This is a genomic window from Flavobacterium hankyongi (genome assembly GCF_036840915.1).
In the GTDB taxonomy this organism is placed as follows: domain Bacteria; phylum Bacteroidota; class Bacteroidia; order Flavobacteriales; family Flavobacteriaceae; genus Flavobacterium; species Flavobacterium hankyongi.
This window is the reverse complement of the sequence record NZ_CP085725.1, coordinates 1,413,257-1,433,889: the sequence shown is the minus strand read 5'-3', so window position 1 is coordinate 1,433,889 and position 20,633 is coordinate 1,413,257. Positions and strand designations below refer to the sequence as shown.

The following is a 20,633-nucleotide window of genomic DNA, read 5'->3' as shown; positions in this document are numbered from 1 at the left end:
TATTGTAAATAAAAGACTATGAGATTTATAACTACAAATGATATAGAAAACTGGAGCAATTCGGTAGATTGTAGATACCATCTACCTCATTTAATAAGAAAGCTGATTCTTGCAACGATTAATTTGAACAATATAAAATCGATTAATTTTTCATATGGTGATGACATTCAAACAGGTGGATATGATGGGGAACTTCTTGTTGATTCAGAAAATTTATTTATTCCATTAGGAGATAGTGTATGGGAATTTGGTTCAACCAACAATAAAAAAGGTAAAGCTGATGAAGATTATCAAAAAAGAAAAGCGGATACCTTAGGCAAAATTCCAAATGAAACTACATATATAAATGTCACAGCAAAAAAATATCGTGACAAGAAAAAATGGTCTGATGATAAAAAAGCTGAGGGTTTTTGGAAAGATGTAAAATACTATGACGCTCTTGATATAGAGCAATGGCTAGAAATAGCTCCATCAGTAGAGATATGGTTAGCTGAAAAATTAGGAAAGCCAACATACGGAATATATTCTGCCGAAGAATATTGGAATAAATGGAGTAATAATGGTAGAATAAAAGTTCTACCTGAAATTATTGCTGGAAATAGTCGAAATAAACAAATTGAAATAGTAAAAGATTTTTTTGATAGTAAAGATGACATTCTGTATTTAAAATCTATAACTAAAGATGAAGCAGTAATCTTTCCCCTAGCTATAATAGAGCAGTTAGATTCTTACAATAAAACTGATTTATCAAATAGAACTATAGTAATCGATAATAGAGAATCATTTAGTAAAATTATAAACAATAATTCTCAATTAATAATAATTATAAAATTTAGTATTGAAAATATTGATATTAATGCCTCAATATTAAAAGGACATAAATTAATTATACCATTAAGCCCCTCAGATGAAATTAGAGGAAATAGTATTCAACTACCTATCGTATCAGGAGATGATTTTGAAAACAGTCTTATTAGAATGGGAATTGACCGTGAAAAATCAAGAGTATTGACATCTAGTTCAGGAAGAAACATATCAGTTTTGAGGAGGGTCTTAGAAATTGATACCACTTCTCCTAAATGGATGAGTAATATTAACTATTCGGATATTATACCAATCTTAATTTTAAATCAATATAGTGAAAATTATGATGGGGATAAATATATTGTAGAAACAATAACAGGTAAATCTTATATAGAATATGAAAAATTTCTATTTTTCTTATTAAATCAGGAAGACACACCTATTTATCATATTAACGGGGTTTGGAGATTGATTTCACCAACAGATTTATGGTTGCATTTTTCAAAGTTCTTAACTCAAAATGATTATGACAATATTCATAAAATAGCAGTTGAAATATTAAGTGAAATACATTATAAATTCACAATTCCATTGGATGATAGAGGAGTATTTTTTCAAACCCCTGAAAATCGGCCAAAATATTCTTCAAAACTAAAAAAAGGAATTTGTGAATCACTTAATATAATTTCCGTCTTTGGAGAGAAATATGGAGTTAGCATCATATCTACTGAAACATTTATTAATAATGTAGTTAATGAAATTTTAAACAAAGATTTAGCTGTTTGGTGTTCACTATCTACAGAATTAATGGTTTTAGCTGAAGCATCTCCAATAGTGTTTTTGAATCATTTGGAAAGAACTATTAAAAGTGGAGAAATCAAAATGTTTTTTGATGAAGAGAAAAGCCTTATAATGGGGAATTCAAATTATCTACCTTCTTTATTGTGGTCATTGGAAATAGTTGGCTGGATGCCAGAAAATCTAATGCGAGTATCAACTGCATTATGCGAATTAATATTGTCATCACCTGAAAAACTTCCTACATCAAATACACCATATAATTCTTTAAAAAATATTTTCAGGACTTGGTATCCGCAAACAAATGCCAATGCAGAAGAAAGGAAAGCAATATTGGAAATACTTGTTAAAAAATATCCAGATATTATATTCAACTTAATGATTGGTATGGTCAGCAGCAAAAATGACACAGCAATGCATGTACCAAGACCAAAAATGCGTTTGTTTTCTGAATTAAGGGAAATTCGTGTTACAACCAAGGAAATTGTCTATATGTTAAACTTTTATATTGATGTTATTATCGAAAAATCTAAGAATGATTTTTCCAAAATCTTAATATTAATTGACTTATTAGACGATATTGATTGGCATAGAATTGACGAGATTCTTGTTGTAATAGGAACACTGGATTCGAATAATGCAGAGAAGAGAAATGAAATTTACCAAAAGTTTAGACAATTTATTGGTCGACACCGTAGCTATCCAGATGCGAATTGGTCTTTACCTGAAGATATCTTAAAAAAGATTGAAGAAACAGCTAATAAATTTAAAACAGATGATATTATTTTAAATGGATTGTTTCTATTTGATGAGCATGTCCCAACATTCATTGATGGTAAAGAGGAAGAAGATTGGCAAATTAGAAATCAAATGATTTCGGATAAAAGAGTAGTATTTATTAAGGAAGTCATTTCAAAAAATAATTTAGAAAAGATTTTTGAATTAGCTAACAAATCAGAATGCCCATTTTTATTTGGAAATGCATTAGCCTTATTTAGTGATTTATCCGATGAAGACAAACTCAAAGTTTATAAAAAGATAGAATCTGAAAATAGCAAAGAAATATCGTTAGCAAATGAGTTTATTAGAGTTTGCGAAATTAAAAACTCACAAGCTGTACAATTTGAGATACTTGAGGAATTAGTAAAGAGTGGTTTGTCAAAAGATGGTATAGTTAGGTTTTACAACGCTCTTAATAGTAATGTTAATTTATGGAAATATATTCAAGAAAAAGGTGCTGAAATTGAAAGCCTCTTTTGGAAATCTCAAGGTAGGGAATTATATATAAATGACAAAATAAGACTGCTGTTTGCTGTAGATAAATTAAATATTTTTAATAAACATATTGTACTCTTAAACACTTTTAGGGATGAGTTTATTTCAGCAAAATGTTAAAAAAGAATTTACATCTGATGAGATTCTAAATATTTTGGAAGGAATTGATTTAAATTCTATTGATGACAATGCACAATTTGACCAAAATCATTTTAATTATATAATGGAGTTTTTATATGAAAAGGATGATTATGATGAAGAAAGAGGTGCAAAAGTTGAAATGAAATTTTTCTTTGCATTTAGTAGTTATTATTCCGTTACTCCCAAAAATCTTTTCAAGGTAATGTCTAAAAACCCACAAGAATATTTTGATTTTCTTACTTGGTTTTATTTACCAGAAGACGAAGAATTGGCAGAAAAAGAACTTCAAGAAAGAGAAAAGCAAGAAAATTCAAAATTATTTTATGAATTCAAATATCATATATTTGATAAGTTTAATTTAATACCTTCAATGCAGGAAGATGGTTCGCTGGATGAGGATATACTTACAGGTTGGATAAATAGAGTTAGGGAGTTGGCAGAAGAAAAAACAAAATTAAAATCGGCTGATAATTGTATCGGAAAAATGTTAGCTAAATATCCGATAAGCTTACAGGAGAAAAGAGGTTTTCCAAAAGCAATTTATAATATTATTGAAAATATAAACAGTAATGCGATGAAATTAGCATTTGATGTTCAGCTTGGGAATAACTTAAGTTTTACCAGCAGAGGAGCTTTCGAAGGTGGAAATATCGAAAGATTTAGGGCTGAATATTTTGATTCACTATTTGAACAAACTAAAATAACTCATCCTAACGTATCCATAATTTTCAAAAATAAGAGAGATGAATATATAAAAGAGTCTAATCGGGAAGATGAAAACGCTTTATTGAGAAGTTTAAATTAGCCTTATTCAAATGGAAAAATTAGACCCTAAAATTTAACGCTATTATCTATGTCATGAGAAGAAATTTATATATAGATACTAATGTTTATCTGACTTTCTATCATTTTTCTAATGAAGACTTAGAAGAATTGAAAAAACTTATTGCATTAATTAATACTGACAATATCAAATTGTACCTCCCTGAGCAAACAAAAAATGAGTTCGATAGGAATAGAGAAGTTAAAATTGCAGATTCTTTAGATAAACTAAGAGGAGTAAAACTCGGAAATCAATTTCCAATGATTTGTCATTCTTATGATGAATATGATTTAATGAAAAAAGCTATCAAGCAGTTTGAAACAAATAAAAGTAAGTTATTAGAGAAACTTCAACATGATGCTGAATCTGAGACTCTGCTTGCAGATGAAGTTTTAAATCAATTATTTTCAAAAGCTGAATTTATTGAAACAAGTAATGAAGTTTTAAATAGAGCAATTTTAAGATATGATATTGGCAACCCTCCTGGAAAAGACAAATCATATGGAGATGCCATAAATTGGGAAAGTCTTCTAGAGGATGCTTCCGACTATGAAGATTTATTTTTCATTTCAGATGATAAAGACTATTATTCGAAACTTAATGATAAAAAATTTAATGAATACTTGTTAAAAGAGTGGAAAGAAAAAAAGATTCCGATTTACACTATTTTAAAAAAATAACAGATTTTTTTAAAAAATTCTACCCAGATATAGAAATATCAAGTGAGACTGAAAAAGAAATAATTATTAAAAATCTATTCGAGGCTTATTCATTTGATAATGCAAAAAGCGTTATTAGAAAACTTAGAGATTTTGATAATTTTTCAATTAAACAATTGAATGACATCACAAGTGCATTTGCTTCAAATAATCAAATATATTGGATAAAAAATGATTATTCTGTCTCTAATGCAAGAAGAGAAATTATTGAAGCTAATAAAGACAAGATTGATTCAGTTATATACAAAACATTCGAAAAAACATTTGGATAGAACATTATTATTTTTCGATTGGTTAGGAATTTGAAATTTGGGATAATAAGAATGAGTACAAAACTCATCCTTATTTTATATGTTTGTAAAAAAAATCAACAGTTTAGAAAACTATATTTTTGACATATTCTTAGTTATTTTTTCCAAAAGTATTTTTAAAGATTATGGGCAATTTTTACTTCATTTTTAATATTCTCAATAATTAGTTTAGAAGAATTTAATCTAAAAATTTTGTATGCTCTCTTTTTTTCTAGCAAATGTTTAGTGGGCGTTAAATTTATGTTGCGATAAACACCAGCATATCCATTGGATATAATTATTGGTTCATTTTTATATTTAGTCATATACTCCGAAGTACCAATTTGGGATTTAACAAATTTTGCCAGTTCATCAAAAACTTTTCTTTCATTTTCGTCTAGCTCATAAATTCCTCCTTTTGTGACAGAACACTTGACTTGAATTAACATAATGTGCCAATAACCTTTTCTTTTAGCAACAGTATAAATATCTGATGGTGTTTGGCTACCTTTTGATTTTATCGAAATATATTTTGGGTTTAAAACTTTTATTTTTCTTAAGATATAATCTTCCGCTAAATCCCCAACTTCTCTGTTACTTGGGCTTCCAAGTCCTTTATTTTCAAGAATGGCTTTTTTTTCTTTTCTCCATTTACCAACTATTTCATCAACAAATAATTCAAAATTCTTCATTTTATAAAGTTTATTTATGCGTTAATAATTAGGGACAATATATAGGAATATTTTAATGCTAAACAATCCTTAATTTTGAGGATATTTCATCTAACTAAATTTAGTTAGACACTTGAATTCTTAACGCATAAATAAACTTTATAAATTCATTATTTCATTACTGAAAACCATAACAAGGAAATAAATCCTACAATATTACACAATACGTATTTATAATGATTTTTATTTTAGATTATCTCAAAATGACTAAGTAATTGTAATATTTTAATACATTTACAGGAATAGTTAACTATTAAATTGCTTGATAAAATAGATTATGACTTTTGAAGATATAATTACAAATCCATTTTTGCATTTACCACTTAAAAAAAGTTCCCAAGATTCATTCAGAACTTTCCTGTTTAAAACTTTAGATGACTATTTAGAGTTATTGGGAAAAATAACGGAAGAAAGTTTTAAAATTGATGGACTTTCTGGGACAAAAAAAATATCTAACACAATTAGAATACAGTCAGAATTCATAGAAGGTTTAAAGGACACACTAAATTTTTATTTAAACGGTCAGCCTTCCAATTCTTATCAAAAGTTTAGTGATACATTGGATAATAGAGCAAAAAAGTACAAACAAATTTTTAATATAAATTCATTTGATACTGACCAAAATTTTTATCGCATCAGGATTAAAAAGGAAAATTTTGCGCTGAATCAAACAGAAATGTTTCACATCCCGTTTGAGTTACGAAATAGAGTTAATACCCAAAGATATAGTATCCCAGGATTTCCTTCGCTATATTTAAGCAAAACACTATATGTAGCTTGGGAAGAGCTAAAAAGACCTTCTGTTAATAATTTTCAAGCGGTTCGATTGAAAAGCGTTCAAAAAATAAAATATTTAGATTTAACAGGTAGCAACATATCAAATAATTATTATTCTGACATTGCTTATAAGTATCTAATGACTTGGCCTCTTATAGCTTGCTGCTCTGTGAAAGTTAATAATTATGACGATAGTTTCAAACCTGAATATATTTTTCCTCAACTATTACTCCAATGGATTAGAAATAATAAAGATATAGATGCTATTAAATATAACTCAACACATATAAGTTATGATGGTATTGAAACCAAAGGAGATTTGTACAATTTGGTATTACCAGTTAAAGAAAATAAAGATGTTGGTCATTGTGAAGAGTTATTATCCATGTTTGAAATGACTAGTACTATTTCTAATCAGTTACTTGAATTTTCTTCAGGAGGTATGATGTTTTTTGAGAGTGATGAACAAATAAGAAAAATAAACGATAAAATACCAAGAATTGAATTCATAGCAGGAAGTAAATCACCATACGGTTATTCAATATTAGGAAAGATTGAAAGAAAACTAGATTCCATGAGAACGAAAGAAATTGTTTCAAGAGGACATATTAATTCATAAGAGGGTCTTGATTCAATATCCTATTTGTTTTTTGCATATCTATGAAAACACTTTGCCCTCGATTTATAATCTTATCTAGTATTTTTTTGGAAATATTCATTTGTTCCATCAAACCTAAACCTACTGTATAGTCCAAAAGGAAACTAATGTACAGTAATTCAAAATCAGAAAATATATTGTTATTTTTTAAATTACTGTGAACATGGTAATCTCTGGAACGAACTAATTTCGAAGCAAAATCATAAAATTCGCTTTCGTCTATTTTACTCATTGCCATTATGTTTTCGATATTAGAGTTTAAATAATTTGTGAGTTTGGTGTTTTTCTGATTCTTAAATAATTTATTGAACGCTTCAAAAGTTGAAATTGAATTTGTAAATCTTCTACTATGGCTAAGCTTTATTCCTAGCAAATTTTCCATCAGTTTATCTAAACAAAACTTAAATTCATCAGAAGTGTATGCATTTTTAATCAATATTGGTAGTTCTTCTGAAATTTCATTATAGCTTAAATGAATATAGCTTGACCCTGATTTTTCAAATCTATCTTCTTTATAATAAACACTAATCCATTCACCACAAGTTAAACATTGGTAAGAAAAAAATGTAAATTGCTTCGTATTTGCAGAAAGGAATTGCAATAATTTTTGAAATGTTTTATAATACTCAAATGCATCCAGAAGGAGAATTTCATTTTCTGATTCAAAATTTAAATATCCGTTATTAATAAGTTTAAATTCTTTATGCCCCAAATTAGAAGAGGTAGATTGTTTTAATTCAATTGACAATCCAATTTCACTTATATTGAATACTTGAGAAACATCATCTTTTTTTATCAATTTATCTTCCGTAAAATTATACCAATGCATCTGGTGAATCCAATCCACTATTGCATCATTTGAAATTTGAAATTTTTTAAATTTAAGACCTTGAGTTTCTACATGGTGTGAAGCCGAAATGAAAGAATATTTTGGTTGATATATATTAGTTTCAATAATTCCATTCTCATTGTATTTAATCTTGCAGTCTATAAATGTTAAATGTCCTAAACCAGTAAAATGACCTAAAATTATTTGATGTTTGAAAACAGGCTTTCCATAACTTAAATTTGTTTCTAATAATACTTCACCATTTGTAAATGTCAGAATACAAAAGCATTTGAAATCTTCTTGACTTACAAACCAAACTTCGCCATAGTATTTATTTTCTTTAAACATATCTCAATATTTATATTTTACCTCATCAGAATTCATATATCAAATGTAATAAAAAAATAAAGGGACGGTTTTCCATCCCTTTAGGTGCTTTTACATGCTGAATACCATAGGAAATGGATTGAAAATTTTGAATACTATTCCTTAATTATTATTATATTAGTCAAAAGCAAATATTATGAGTGAGGACACCCTGCTTGATGTTATTGTTAAAAGTTTGAATTCGGATGATTTTAAAAAAATTGACCCACACGGTTATGCACGTAAAATCGGAATAATCCCAATTGAGATGTTTGACGCATTAAATCAAGCAAAACATGAAGGCTTGATAGAATTAGAGGATAATGATTTTACAGTAGTTAAATTAACCCCTTTTGGTGAACGAGTTAAAAATGTTGGTGGGTGGCTTGAGTTTAAATTTCTTGACAAAAGTGAGCAGAAGCAAATCAAAAAACCTAAGAAGCCAAAGAAAGAAAAAAAGCCGAAAGAGGTTATAATAGTTGCGGAAGAAAGCACAGATTCTAAAGAGTTTGATTTTTTTATTTCTCATGCGTCCGAAGACAAAGACGATATCGTAAGAGAATTGGCTGAAGCACTAAAAGAAAATGATTTTGAAGTTTGGTATGATGAATTCGAATTGAAAATAGGAGATAGTTTAAGAAAAAAAATAGATAGTGGTCTTTCAAAATCTCGATTTGGAATAGTAATAATTTCACCTTCTTTTGTGAAAAAAAATTGGACTGAATATGAACTTAATGGAATGGTAGCAAGAGAAATGAATGGACATAAAGTTATATTACCCATTTGGCACAAAGTATCTAAAGATGAAGTTTTAAAATTTAGTCCATCACTTGCAGATAAAATGGCATTAAATACATCTATTCATACAATTCAAGATATTGTTAATTCACTTAAAGAATTGTAGAATGACACTAGTCTTTGTTTATGGTGGGGTGGTGGTATAAAAAAAGAGATGAGCGTGATGCCCATCCCTTTAGGTGCGTTTAAATGCCGAATGCCATTGCTGGAAACGGATTATTTTTCCTTTTATAATTCTACCAGATAACACTCCAGTAAATTACTGTTCCTTTTTGTTTGTCAATTGCAATTCCTTTAGAATATCCATTTTTCCAGTCATCTGGCATTTGAGGATTAGGCTCTAAATTGAATTTTTCAAAGTGATTACCCGATTTAGCATCCAAAACATAAATCACAAAATTTTCATCTTTCCAAAAATCCGTATTACGTTGTATTGAAAAATCAATAAAGTTTGGAACAGGTAAAAGATTTTTATAACATGGGTCATTCACTTTGCTAATATCTTCGACTGTAACGATTTCAAGACTGTCTTTAGTTCTTTTTGTTTCAAAACGATTCACTATCAATAGACATTTTTCACGACTGTCGTACTTATATTTCAAATCCTTTGAAAACTTTTTCTCTAATAATTTGATAGAATCTTTTGGGACTTTATATTCAATTAAAAATAAGCTAACATCGTTTTTCTCTTGATTAGTATTTAAAATTTTAAAACTTTCGACATACTCAATCTTATTAGGAAAGTGACTTACTAATGTTGAATCAAATTCTTTTTTATACTCTAAATAACTATCTTGATTAACATTTGCGCTATTGTTAAAAGATTTTTTTTCATTGCAACCATTAAGTGATAACAAAAATGAAAAAAATATAAAACTTAATTTAACCATTATTTTATTGATTTTAAAATTGCTTTTATAACGTGAATTGTTTTGTCAACGAATGTTGCTCCCGCAGCTAAATTAGTTCCTCTATTACTATAATACTCTGCTGTTACATGGTTGTCTTGTCCTACGGTTTTAGGTATGGTATATGTTATACTTCTTGAAGAAGAGTATGCACTAGAGCCTTCAGTTTTACCCAATACTGTTTTTTTATTCATATCAGCATCTTTAACATAAGTTATCTTTGATTCACCTATTTGTTTTAAATCAGAATTAACCTGTGTTATTCTTTCTTCACCACCCATATTACCACCGCTTGTGAACTCAGTTTCCTTAATTTTAACTTTTTCTGCCTTTTCATATCCTTGATTATCCATAAATTTTTCAGGATTTTCAACATTATAGGCACCACCATCTAAAATATTGCTATCCATACCATAAGCAACCTTATCGCCAAACATTTTATCTCCGCCTAATCTGTCATAATTTTTAGCATCTCCAGCCCCAATTTTATCAGCTGTTGCTTGAGTAAGTTTAGATTCGCCAGGAACATATACGACAGCTCCAGTTTTATTATTGACAAACCAATCTGGTGGGGTTGTATCCTGTGGAGACATTCCGTCAGGGTCAACAAACCTCATTGGATTGTTAAAGCAATAACTGTAAGGACTGTATCGTCTCATTTTCTCTGCTAGCTGGTCAAGATTATTTCTTCTACCCAAAGCAGGGTCATACATCATCATCCCATAGTCATAAACATTAAGCCCTAATTCGTCTTGCAGCTCTTTTCCGTTATACTTATAATTATAAATAGGTTTAATTATTTCTATTGTTCCAGTATCACCACCACCTCTTAAAGCAATTCTTCCAGATTCTATTTCTTCAAACTTCATCCAATCACTATTGTAATTAGTGTGTTTTAGACCAAAAGGATAGTAATGGTTTTCTTCAATAATTTTAAGAGTATTTGTCGCTGGGTCAATACCATAACTTAAACGGATGTTACCTAAATGGTCTGTATAGTTAAATACATAATTGTAATTACTTTCACCCAATATTAAAGTATTATTTACATATCCTTCGGCATGAGGGAAAAACTGCAATACCTCATCTTTGTACTGGAATCCTGTTAAATAATCTATTGAAGCACTACTTCTACCAATTATATCAATAATAGTTTTTTTAACTTTCTGACCTAGAGCATTGTAAATATACTCGATTTTGTTTCCTGAGCCAAATTGAATTTCAGTAGGTAAGTTTAAGTGGTTATAGATTATTTGTGTAATATTTTTATTCTCATCTTTAGTTAGATTTCCGTTAGCATCGTACTCATAATCATCATTAGGATCATTTATACCGTCAGAATCATCTGTAAAGCCTTTTGGGCTGTTACTCATATCCAAAACTTTCATCAGTTGGTTTTTTTTCTCTGAATGATAGGTATATTCTAAATCATCAATAACGTTTTCGCTAACATTACCATCAGAATCCAGATCTCCGTTTCGTCCTAAAGTAAGTATATTACCATTTTTGTCATAAGACATATACTCTTTATAATTATCTTGACTTGATGAAGATTGCGGTTTTGCATACGAAGCACCTAACAAACGGTTCAGGGAGTCATAATCGTAATTATATTTTCTAACGGTATTATCACCACTAGTACGCCAATACGCTTCGGAAATGTTACCATTATAAAGTAATGTAGACTGAGAATCATTTGAGCCTATATCATTATGAGCATTATATCCTATTCTAAAAGCAAACATGTCTGTTGCATTAAGGCTACTGCCTTGATATAAATTTGTGACATCATTAATATCTGTAAGCCATCCCCTAATGTTGTATTTATAATCAATGCTTTGCAATCCTTGAGATCCTGAAACATCATTTCCGCCAACATTTTTAGAAGTTAATTGCCCTAATTCATCATAGGTGTTTTTAGCAATAAGTTCTTCAGGGCCATTGTTAATTTGTTGTTTGCGTAATGATAATCTGTCTTGGGCAGTATATTCAAACATATCTTTAACAACGAGTTCAATATCTCCATTAAGGCGTTTGTGTCTTGTAGTGGTGCTTAACGTTTTTCCAGCCCAGTCTAATTGTGTTTCAATTTTAGTATATCCTCCTAAATAATTAGTTGTGTGGGTAACTACAGGACGATATTTGTAATCATACAACGTGTATGATAATTCACTGGCATTAGGATTAGTAGGATCAAGTACTTTTACCCAACTTCCTGTTTGTAGTCCCTTTACATTTGTAGCGTAGGGTGAACCTACAGATAGTCCTGAAAAGCTATAGTTATCATAAAATTTTTTAGTTAAAATATCAGTAGTGCTTAGTGTAAAAGGATTACTCCCAGTGTTAATGTTATTTTGCCATGTACCACGTGAGTTTTCATCAACACTCATAGCTTTCCACCCAGTTTGTGTAACTCGCCCAAAAGCATCGTATTGAGTAATCATCATTCCTACAGCTCCTGTTCCTAGTGGTGCAAAAGCAGGCCCTGTAGCCACAGGTCTATCCAGTTTGTCATACACAATGTATTCCCATTGCTTTCCGGGTAGTTTTTTAGCGGCCAGTCTATTTCGATAATCATATTTGTATTGATAACATAAACCATTTAAATTATTTTCAGAGATATCATCATCTGCTAATGGAGGAATTACATAAGTTAAGTTACCATATTGATCATAAACATAATAGGTGTCATATTTTTCTTCTACTCCTTTAGTATTGATATTGAATGTTCTTTTCAAAACTGCTCTTCCTTCTTTGTCTTTAAACTCTTGAGTAGTGTTGTTGTTACCCGATGTCCAGTTTTCGTCTTTGGTTATAGTTTTGTATAACTGATTGGCTTGATAATTTTCTGAATTAGAAATAGCAATTTCATACAATGCTTTTGATGCACTCCATGTTGTTGTTACGTTAAATCGTTTTACCTCAGTATCAGTATTGGTTTGATAATCAAATTTTATTTCGTGTCCATTACCCATAGCCCAATCATTACCTGGAGCAGCTTGTTTTAATACACGATTTAAAGGAGAGGCCTCAAGTTGCTTTTCGCTGTATGGATTGTTTGTTGCTTCAGCATTTGGGTTTCCATTACTTGAAGGGTTAGGATTCCCATAATAAGGAATCAATTGCGTTAGTGGATTGGTTACATAATCTAATGTTGTGACATCTGATTTATAAGGCAAATAGTCTTTAACTTGTCTCCCATAAGCATCATATTCTATATGAGTTACAATATTTTTTCCTGAATTGGATTGGGCATTGTCTACTTTTTGAATAGGTCGTCCAAGACCGTCAAAATAAACGACTTGATGTAAAGGTTTTGTTGCCCCTTGATCTCTGTATGTAGTGGTTTTAACAAAATTCTGATTTGTACTTTGTGCTAAAGCAAAACCAGGAATCAATAAAAATAATAATTTCTTCATTTTTGCTTTAGTATTTAGTTAGGTCTGTAATTGTAATTGTGTTCTTTAATAATATTTCCTTGATGGTCTTTAATGTATTTTAATCGGTTAAAGCTATCATAATCATAAGTTGTCTGGTTGCCTTTAGGGTCAGTAATGGTGCTTACTCCAACAAGTGGTTTATAAGTATAAGTGGTAACCATAGCATTAGGTAATGCATTACGAAGATTATTTAAATCTTCAATTAGCTCATTTTCAGTTCCTGTATTTGATTTAGATTGTAAATTACTTACATACGATTGTACGTCAGCATAAGAAGCATTTTCTATTTTAGCAATAGGTAAGGTTTTATTGTATCCCCAGATATAGACTATTTTTATACCGTCTACTTGTTGAACTTCTAACGGATTGCCGTTAGTATCAACTAAATTGTATTTGATTCTGTCCTCTAAGTTTTGGTTTGCTTTAGAAGTTTTTATTATTTCAGGAGCCAACAAATTATTTCCCCAATCTTTATAAGTGGTTACTTGAGTAGATAGTTTTTCATTGTTTCTAAAAGTTTCTGTTATTAAAGGAATACCTATCATGTTTCTATTAATCATGGCTAGGTTGTTTGCTTCATGCGCATATTGGTATTTGGTTTCTACAATTTCTCCTGTTGAACTTTTGAAAATTTGGGATGTTAATTGAGCACTTGTAGGATTATCATATTTATAATTTTCCTCAGTTTTTAAAATAGTACCATTAAGGTTTTCTTCTGTTGTTTTTTTATCCATATAATACCAAGCGGATATCAACTTGGAACTATTGTAACCATATATATTCCATGAGGCTGGATTTCTTCTCCAAGATAGAATTGCTAAACTTCTTTGATGAAACTCATTTGGAAATGTAGGGTTAGACAAGTGATTACCAGGCTCTAAAGAAGGAACACTTGTACTCGGGGTGTCTAAAAAACGATAGAAGAATTGTGTTTTTCTAATAATATTATTTTGATTGAATTCATTAACTTGAGAAAGTAAACCCCGTTTCCAATCATATGATATTTTCGAAAAATAACTTTGTTCACCGTATCGCAAATCATCTTGAAAACTGAAATATTTTTCAACTTTTATATTGTTACTCAAGTTATTTATGTCATTGTTTTTTTCGGTTACTTTTTGGTAAAAAATATGATAGCCACCAAAACCAAATAAATCTATTGGTAGTCTTGAGTGTTGTACAGCAAAATGTTGAGCTCCTGCTGAAAGTGAATTACTATAGTCTGTATTTAATGGAACAAAATAACTGTATTCATCAAAATAAGAAGGCTTTTCATATAGAATACCAGAAGATTGATTATTGTCACTTAGATATTCAAAAGAACGAAGACTTATTAAGTTACTATTATCCTTTGTTTTTATATCTTTTATTCGCAGACCACCAACAAAAGGATTTGCAATATGAATATCTGTTCTTTTTAAAAAACCGAAACCTATATATTTGTTTTCATTTTCCATATTATCAACACATTCTAAAACCAGCTTATATGTTTTTCCATTTTGTAGAAGACCTCCATCAAGAGGTTTTGTTTGATTACCTATGCCTATTGCCTGAAAATTTACAAGATGATTTTGATCATCATAAAGGGAAACTGATGCATAGTTTGTTGTTGTAAGTTCTCCACCATCAAATAAATTAAATTGAACAATAGGGATACTTTCAAAATTTTCAGGAACAGTAAAAATAACTTCATGTGATTCCCAATCATTGCTAAAGTTATCATTGGCATTAGAATAAACTGAATATGTTTCCCAAGTATACTCAGGATAAGTAATAGCACAATCAGAACAGGTATTTAGTTCATAATCAAATTCTACTTCCCCTTTTGTTGGTAGGATAATGCTTTTCAATATATTGGTTTTACTTCTTTCTAAATTAGGTTCTTTTAGATTGTTGTTAAAGTCTCCAAAAAGGAAATTCATAGTGTATCTGCCACAACTATGACTATAATAGCCCCAATGATCCAAACAAGAAGTGTATTTCTCTGTAGCAGCTTCATTATAGTATGAAAAAATATATGGGTTTTCTCCTGTTTTTTGAAAACTTTTTAATTTTAATCTATATGTTGTATCTTCATTCACTGCTATTCCCTCAAAAACAGTTGGATTATATACACTTTCATTAATACCAAAATACCCATAGTTAAAATGATAGGATTCAATTTCGTTTCCATATTTAATTTTAATTTCATCTAGAGTCTTTGGAGCATTTACTTGGGCATAACCTTTTAAATCTTTTCTATACTTATTGTACAAGAAATCAACTTCATAATTTTGATTAACTATTATTTTATTGAGAACCTTACTAGTAATTTCAGAATAATAGGATGTGATTTTTTCTGCACCTCCCAAGAATGAATGAAAATATCTTGTGTAATCTTTATCATTAATCAATTTATATTTTATGGTATCATATATAAATTCTACTGTTTCATTATTAGGTGTTATTATTTGTGTTAAATAATAAGTATATGAGTTATTCATTGAGTTTCCAGCTAATCTGTCGTTTGCATAGCATACATTTGTTGTAAAGTTTATATTTTCGGTTCTTATGCTGTATAAATACCTTACACCATCAGTATCTGTAATTTCAAAACTATGATTAGCAGCGTTGTAAATTATTTTTTCTTTTCCAAAAGGTATTTGTTTTGCTTCAAAATTATTGGCAAAGAAAAATTTACCAGATTTAGTTGGTGTTGAATAGTAAAAAGTATCAGGTTGAAGATCAATGTTATTTTGTTCAATTTGAGTAAACATAAAATAATCTGTACCTGCCGCATTTATACTATCCATATACTGTTGATTTATTAAGCTAAGAGAAGCCCCTTCAGCTGGTACCTCTTTTGGTATTTTAAAATCTCTGTTGTTTGGCAAATTCCAAAAAACGTTCCCTGGGCCAGGTACATCTATATCGTTTTGTCCAACTACATTTTGTACTATTTTGCCACCCACATTAAGTTCCCATCCTAAGCCTACGTTACTAGCAACTTCAGAAGGTTTGAATCCTGAAGATTGGTGTGATAAAGTGATTGGTATGTTCAAACCTTTCAATTTTATGTTGTGTACAGGGATTGAATAATTTGTAACTCCTGTCGAATAATTAACAGGAATATCAACATATTTAATTAATGAACTGGCTTCCGGAGCAGGAGGAAAGTAATTATCTTTTCCATTTTGAGACAGTAAAAAAGTGAATTTTAGTAGCAATAATGTTGTTATAAGAAATCTATTTTTCATGTCTATTTTTTAATAATTTTCAGAGAGTTCTCTCCGTTGTTTGTTTTAATGTTTACGATGTAAATTCCTTGAGGAAGGTTGTGTAATTGAATAGGGATGGTGTGTTCACCATGAAGTTCTATTTTTTGTAATTGTCGTCCGTTTAGGTCGTATAAAGTGGCCCAACCGTCACTATAATCGTAGTTTACAAGAGTATTGGTAAAACTCTCGGCAGGGTTAGGGTATGCTTCTATAGCTACTTTTGTTTTTTCTTTTTTGGCTTTGTCTTTTAGTTTCACTACCCAAAAATCGTTTCCACCTATAGAACTTGCTTTATCTCTTGATTGTTCTCCTTTAGAAGTTCCTGCCAGTAAATAACCTCCATCTCTGGTTTCTAAGAGTTTATTCATCACTTCATCTCCTTTACTGCCCACAGTTTGAGTCCAGATCTCTTCACCATTATCTTTTATCTTTAAAGCAATATAATCGTTTATGCCTTCTTTGTCTGATGTCTGAGTAAATTTTCCGGTTATTCCATTTTTGGAGGCTGAGGTTCTCGAAGCCTCACTTTGTGCATACCCACCTATAAGAAATGTATGATCCTCGTTTTCTACAATCGAAGTCAATACATCGGTTTTACCATAATCATAGGTTTCTTGCCATAAAATTTCTCCACTCTCATCAAGTTTAACCACCCAAAAATCAGTTCCTTTTCCGTTTCCTTTCTTTTTAGAGTTTGTAGCGTTTGAGTTTGAATTTCCTCCTAAAAGAAAGCCTTTGTCTTTGGTTTGAATTAAAGTAAATAAGTTATCATCTTTATCACCACCAATAGTTTTTTGCCAACTGATATTGCCAGTTTCGTCTAATTTTACAATCCAGTAATCTCCAAGACCAAAATTGTCAGCAGTTTTGTCTCCTGATATTGGAGAATTAGAATAACCTCCTAAAATATAGCCACCGTCGATAGTTTGCTCTATGCTTTTAAGTTCATCAAAATATTTCCCTCCTATAGTTTTTTGCCATTCAGGAGTTCCATTTGCACTAAGTTTAACTACCCAGTAATCTAAATTTCCTCTACTATTTTCAGATTTTTGATAAAGAGAGTTTCCTTCTTTGCTAAAAGTATTTTTGTCTGAACTAGACGAACCACCAATAATATAGCCGCCATCTTTTGTGCAAGCTATACTTTGTAATTTTTCTTGACCTGCACCGCCAATTGTTTTTTGCCACATTATGCCACCTTTAGCATCAAGTTTTATGATCCAAAAATCAGAATCACCATTACTGTCATTTTTTTTATCTTCAGATTTATTAGAAGTAGAAGCACCTGCTAAAATAAACCCACCATCGTTGGTTAGTGTTATACTTTGAAGTAAATCGGTGCCAGAACCACCAAAACTTTTTTGCCAGTCTAGTCCACCTCTTTCATCCATTTTCCAAACCCAATAATCTAAATCTCCTTTATTATTGTCAGATTTGTTACCATTTTTATTGGAAATTGAGCTTCCAGCAAGTATAAAACCATAATCAGGTGTTGGGATAGCATCAAAAAGATATTCGGCGTGTTTTCCTCCATATGATTTTTCCCAAAGAATGTCTTGAGAATATATTTGAATTGAAAAGAATAGTAAAAAACCAAAAAGTAGCTTTTTGTAAGTGTAATTTTGGGACATAATATTTCTTGTTTTTGTTAAGTGCTTGAAAAACAGTACATTTTTTGACAAGTAAAGTTTTACAAAATTACCGCAATATTACTCTTAACAAACCAATTACACAATAACTAATTTTAATGATTTTTTGTAAGAATTAAAAAATATTTTCCAAAGTGTCATTGGTTTCGCAAGTGAGTTTCCAATCATTGAAAAATCCGTTGAAAAGCAAAAGCTGTTTGATCTCGTCAGTCATGACGAGAGAGTTTTTTTGCTTTAGGATTTGAAATGCAATTGGAACACTGAGAAACTCAGACTTGAATTTTGGCACTTTAACTCATAAATAACATTTGTTTTGCTATTCGTTGAATCGTTGATGTGTTTGAAGATAAAATGTTATTAACGGATAGTATCAGCAATTAACAGTTTGAGTTATTCAACATAAAGATTCTCGTGTATAATTATAAAATGTCATTGGTTTCGCAAGTGAGTTTCCAATCATTGAAAAATCCGTTAAAAAGCAAAAGCTGTTTGATCTCGTCAGTCATGACGAGAGAGTTCTTTTTGCTTTAGGATTTGAAATGCAATTGGAATACTGAGAAATCCAGACTTGAATTTTGTCACTTTAACTCATAAATAACATTTGTTTTGCTATTCGTTGAATCGTTGATGTGTTTGAAGATAAAATGTTATTAACGGATAGTAATAAGCAATTAACAGTTTGAGTTATTCAACATAAAGATTCTCGTGTATAATTATAAAATGTCATTGGTTTCGCAAGTGAGTTTCCAATCATTGAAAAATCCGTTGAAAAGCAAAAGCTGTTTGATCTCGTCAGTCATGACGAGAGAGTTTTTTTGCTTTAGGATTTGAAATGCAATTGGAACACTGAGAAACCCAGACTTGAATTTTGGTACTTTGTTTCAAGACAAAGTACAACACTAAATTAACTATTAATCCATAGTTATTTTTAAACTTAAAAGCAGAACCCAGTAGTTTACTACTGGGTTTAAATAAAAAATTAAATAACATCTAAAATACAGAGTACATTATATTCTTCATTTTTTAACGAATATTGCACACCATTAACTTGTTGATAGAACGATATCATAAGCATAAAAAATTGCTGTCCACTTCCTGTAGGCATTTGTGAAGGAGATAAAAGCACTGAACTAGCCGTCATATTCAATGGTAAATTAATACTTGGACTGTAGAACATTTCTGAATTTTCGGTTTCAAAATCCAACATCAAAACCGAACTTTGAAAACTTACATGAGTAGCTCCTTGTGGAAATAAAATTTGTTCTGCGGTTAATAAATTAGGAATGGTTATCGTACCTGTTGTGGTGTCTAGGGTATAGGGAGCCATTAATACGCCACTCAAGGTAGATTTTGCATTAAAGTTGAATCCTCTTAATGCTTGTTTACCTTCAGGAGTACTTAAGCCTATAGATACTTTTCTTTCCCCTCTTGCAGATACAGTATCCATATTCTTGATTTGTGACATAACAGCTAACAATCGACTGGATAATTTACTGTCTTTAGCCTTTAATGCCATAGAACCTAGAGCACGACGCAAAATTTTGCCGCTGGTACCACTATGTCCAAATTCATTGTTGTTTTCTCTGGTTCTTACAAAGTTAGAATCAGAATTAATACGCTCTTTAGATACACCTCCTTTTCGGCGTACATAACTAACACCTTCTTTTTTGTAAAAGGTTAAATCTTCTACTGTTCCCTCAATTTTAATGAGGCCATTTACTCTAGCCATATGTTTGTGTTTTAAATGATTATGAAGCAATAGTAAAACAAGAAAAATTAATGTAAAAGAGGTATTGCCGTAATAGCCTTTTATTGCAGATAATTGCAGTTTTTTGCAGGAATAGTTAAAAGAAAAGTTAATTAAAATTAATTGTAAGAATAATAACATAAAATAGCATGATTCTTGTATGTGATTAAGAAGTAATAGAATTATTATACTTCGACTATACTCCGAGTTAAAGCCGAGGATACTCCGACTGTACTCCAAGTTAAAGCCGAGGATACTCCGACTGTACTCCGAGTTAAAGCCGAATAATGATAAAAGAAAAAGTTTAAAATATAAAATAGATTCCTAATGAAAAGAATTTGTATATACGCAAAAGACATTCAACAAATAACAGGTAAAAGCGAAAGGCAAAGCCGCTATATTATTATGAAAATAAGAGAATTACACAACAAACAAAAACATCAGGCAATAACTGTGGATGAGTTTTGTAGTTATATGGGAATAAACCCTGCAAGTGTAATGCAGTTACTTTAAATTTTATTTTAATTATATCTAGAAATGCTTAATAACTTTTTTAACACGACTGAGGTTCTCGAAGCCATATTTAGGAATAATCGAAAAGTAATAATATGTGTTTTATAAAT

14 protein-coding genes are annotated in these 20,633 nt (G+C 30.1%); 7 read left to right on the top strand and 7 right to left on the bottom strand.

Annotation, left to right across the window (positions count from 1 at the left end; all coding sequences use genetic code 11):
• The first annotated feature begins 18 nt into the window (after positions 1-18).
• The 4 genes from LJY17_RS06570 to LJY17_RS06555 are packed head-to-tail and all read left to right on the top strand — an operon-like array spanning position 19 to position 4,832.
• Positions 19-2,997 (top strand): hypothetical protein, encoded by a 2,979-nt coding sequence (locus LJY17_RS06570; RefSeq protein ID WP_264543047.1) that lies wholly within the window; start codon positions 19-21, stop codon positions 2,995-2,997.
• Positions 2,972-3,823 (top strand): hypothetical protein, encoded by an 852-nt coding sequence (locus LJY17_RS06565; protein WP_264543046.1) that lies wholly within the window; start codon positions 2,972-2,974, stop codon positions 3,821-3,823. The genes LJY17_RS06570 and LJY17_RS06565 overlap by 26 nt, the downstream gene beginning before the upstream one ends.
• Before the next feature lie 53 nt (positions 3,824-3,876).
• Positions 3,877-4,521 (top strand): PIN domain-containing protein, encoded by a 645-nt coding sequence (locus LJY17_RS06560; protein ID WP_264543045.1) that lies wholly within the window; start codon positions 3,877-3,879, stop codon positions 4,519-4,521.
• Positions 4,476-4,832 carry a hypothetical protein gene (locus LJY17_RS06555; protein WP_264543044.1) on the top strand — a complete coding sequence of 119 codons (357 nt, stop codon included), beginning with the start codon at positions 4,476-4,478 and terminating at the stop codon, positions 4,830-4,832. The genes LJY17_RS06560 and LJY17_RS06555 overlap by 46 nt, the downstream gene beginning before the upstream one ends.
• 155 nt (positions 4,833-4,987) lie before the next feature.
• Here the strand turns inward: LJY17_RS06555 and LJY17_RS06550 are convergent, their stop codons facing one another.
• Positions 4,988-5,542, bottom strand: a complete 555-nt coding sequence (locus LJY17_RS06550) for a hypothetical protein (protein WP_264543043.1) — start codon at positions 5,540-5,542, stop codon at positions 4,988-4,990.
• A 316-nt stretch (positions 5,543-5,858) separates the two neighbouring features.
• Here LJY17_RS06550 and LJY17_RS06545 point away from each other — a divergent pair, with 316 nt between their 5' ends.
• Positions 5,859-6,977, top strand: a complete 1,119-nt coding sequence (locus tag LJY17_RS06545) for an RES domain-containing protein (RefSeq protein WP_264543042.1) — start codon at positions 5,859-5,861, stop codon at positions 6,975-6,977.
• Here LJY17_RS06545 and LJY17_RS06540 read toward each other — a convergent pair.
• Positions 6,967-8,193, bottom strand: coding sequence for a hypothetical protein (locus LJY17_RS06540; RefSeq protein WP_264543041.1), 1,227 nt, complete (start codon positions 8,191-8,193; stop codon positions 6,967-6,969). The two genes, LJY17_RS06545 and LJY17_RS06540, sit on opposite strands and share 11 nt — an antisense overlap.
• Positions 8,194-8,368: 175 nt before the next feature.
• On the opposite strand from LJY17_RS06540, the gene LJY17_RS06535 reads away from it, so the two are divergent.
• A complete protein-coding gene (locus LJY17_RS06535) occupies positions 8,369-9,115 on the top strand; it encodes a toll/interleukin-1 receptor domain-containing protein (protein WP_264543040.1) in 747 nt (248 codons plus the stop codon).
• Positions 9,116-9,245: 130 nt separating this feature from the next.
• Here LJY17_RS06535 and LJY17_RS06530 read toward each other — a convergent pair whose 3' ends face one another.
• The 5 genes from LJY17_RS06530 to LJY17_RS06510 all read right to left on the bottom strand — a co-directional run bounded on the left by LJY17_RS06530 (position 9,246) and on the right by LJY17_RS06510 (position 19,992).
• A complete protein-coding gene (locus LJY17_RS06530) occupies positions 9,246-9,899 on the bottom strand; it encodes a hypothetical protein (protein ID WP_264543039.1) in 654 nt (217 codons plus the stop codon).
• Positions 9,899-13,336 carry a DUF6443 domain-containing protein gene (locus tag LJY17_RS06525; protein ID WP_264543038.1) on the bottom strand — a complete coding sequence of 1,146 codons (3,438 nt, stop codon included), beginning with the start codon at positions 13,334-13,336 and terminating at the stop codon, positions 9,899-9,901. The genes LJY17_RS06530 and LJY17_RS06525 overlap by 1 nt, the downstream gene beginning before the upstream one ends.
• 14 nt (positions 13,337-13,350) lie before the next feature.
• The gene (locus tag LJY17_RS06520; protein ID WP_264543037.1) at positions 13,351-16,593 is read right to left on the bottom strand and encodes a hypothetical protein; all 3,243 of its coding nucleotides are present in this window, start codon (positions 16,591-16,593) and stop codon (positions 13,351-13,353) included.
• Between the two features lie 2 nt (positions 16,594-16,595).
• On the bottom strand, positions 16,596-18,245 hold the full coding sequence (locus tag LJY17_RS06515) for a T9SS type A sorting domain-containing protein (RefSeq protein WP_264543036.1): 1,650 nt from the start codon (positions 18,243-18,245) through the stop codon (positions 16,596-16,598).
• Between the two features lie 997 nt (positions 18,246-19,242).
• Positions 19,243-19,992, bottom strand: coding sequence for a hypothetical protein (locus LJY17_RS06510; RefSeq protein ID WP_264543035.1), 750 nt, complete (start codon positions 19,990-19,992; stop codon positions 19,243-19,245).
• A gap of 345 nt (positions 19,993-20,337) precedes the next feature.
• Here LJY17_RS06510 and LJY17_RS06505 point away from each other — a divergent pair, with 345 nt between their 5' ends.
• Positions 20,338-20,523, top strand: coding sequence for a hypothetical protein (locus LJY17_RS06505; protein ID WP_264543034.1), 186 nt, complete (start codon positions 20,338-20,340; stop codon positions 20,521-20,523).
• Positions 20,524-20,633: the final 110 nt, after the last annotated feature.

What these genes read in the sequence shown, in the direction of transcription:
- LJY17_RS06570 (WP_264543047.1), top strand. Translation starts at nt 19, where the DNA reads ATGAGATTTATAACTACAAATGATATAGAAAACTGGAGCAATTCGGTA.
- LJY17_RS06565 (WP_264543046.1), top strand. Translation starts at nt 2,972, where the DNA reads ATGAGTTTATTTCAGCAAAATGTTAAAAAAGAATTTACATCTGATGAG.
- LJY17_RS06560 (WP_264543045.1), top strand. Translation starts at nt 3,877, where the DNA reads ATGAGAAGAAATTTATATATAGATACTAATGTTTATCTGACTTTCTAT.
- LJY17_RS06550 (WP_264543043.1), bottom strand. Translation starts at nt 5,542, where the DNA reads ATGAAGAATTTTGAATTATTTGTTGATGAAATAGTTGGTAAATGGAGA.
- LJY17_RS06545 (WP_264543042.1), top strand. Translation starts at nt 5,859, where the DNA reads ATGACTTTTGAAGATATAATTACAAATCCATTTTTGCATTTACCACTT.
- LJY17_RS06540 (WP_264543041.1), bottom strand. Translation starts at nt 8,193, where the DNA reads ATGTTTAAAGAAAATAAATACTATGGCGAAGTTTGGTTTGTAAGTCAA.
- LJY17_RS06535 (WP_264543040.1), top strand. Translation starts at nt 8,369, where the DNA reads ATGAGTGAGGACACCCTGCTTGATGTTATTGTTAAAAGTTTGAATTCG.
- LJY17_RS06530 (WP_264543039.1), bottom strand. Translation starts at nt 9,899, where the DNA reads ATGGTTAAATTAAGTTTTATATTTTTTTCATTTTTGTTATCACTTAAT.
- LJY17_RS06525 (WP_264543038.1), bottom strand. Translation starts at nt 13,336, where the DNA reads ATGAAGAAATTATTATTTTTATTGATTCCTGGTTTTGCTTTAGCACAA.
- LJY17_RS06520 (WP_264543037.1), bottom strand. Translation starts at nt 16,593, where the DNA reads ATGAAAAATAGATTTCTTATAACAACATTATTGCTACTAAAATTCACT.
- LJY17_RS06515 (WP_264543036.1), bottom strand. Translation starts at nt 18,245, where the DNA reads ATGTCCCAAAATTACACTTACAAAAAGCTACTTTTTGGTTTTTTACTA.
- LJY17_RS06510 (WP_264543035.1), bottom strand. Translation starts at nt 19,992, where the DNA reads ATGGCTAGAGTAAATGGCCTCATTAAAATTGAGGGAACAGTAGAAGAT.
- LJY17_RS06505 (WP_264543034.1), top strand. Translation starts at nt 20,338, where the DNA reads ATGAAAAGAATTTGTATATACGCAAAAGACATTCAACAAATAACAGGT.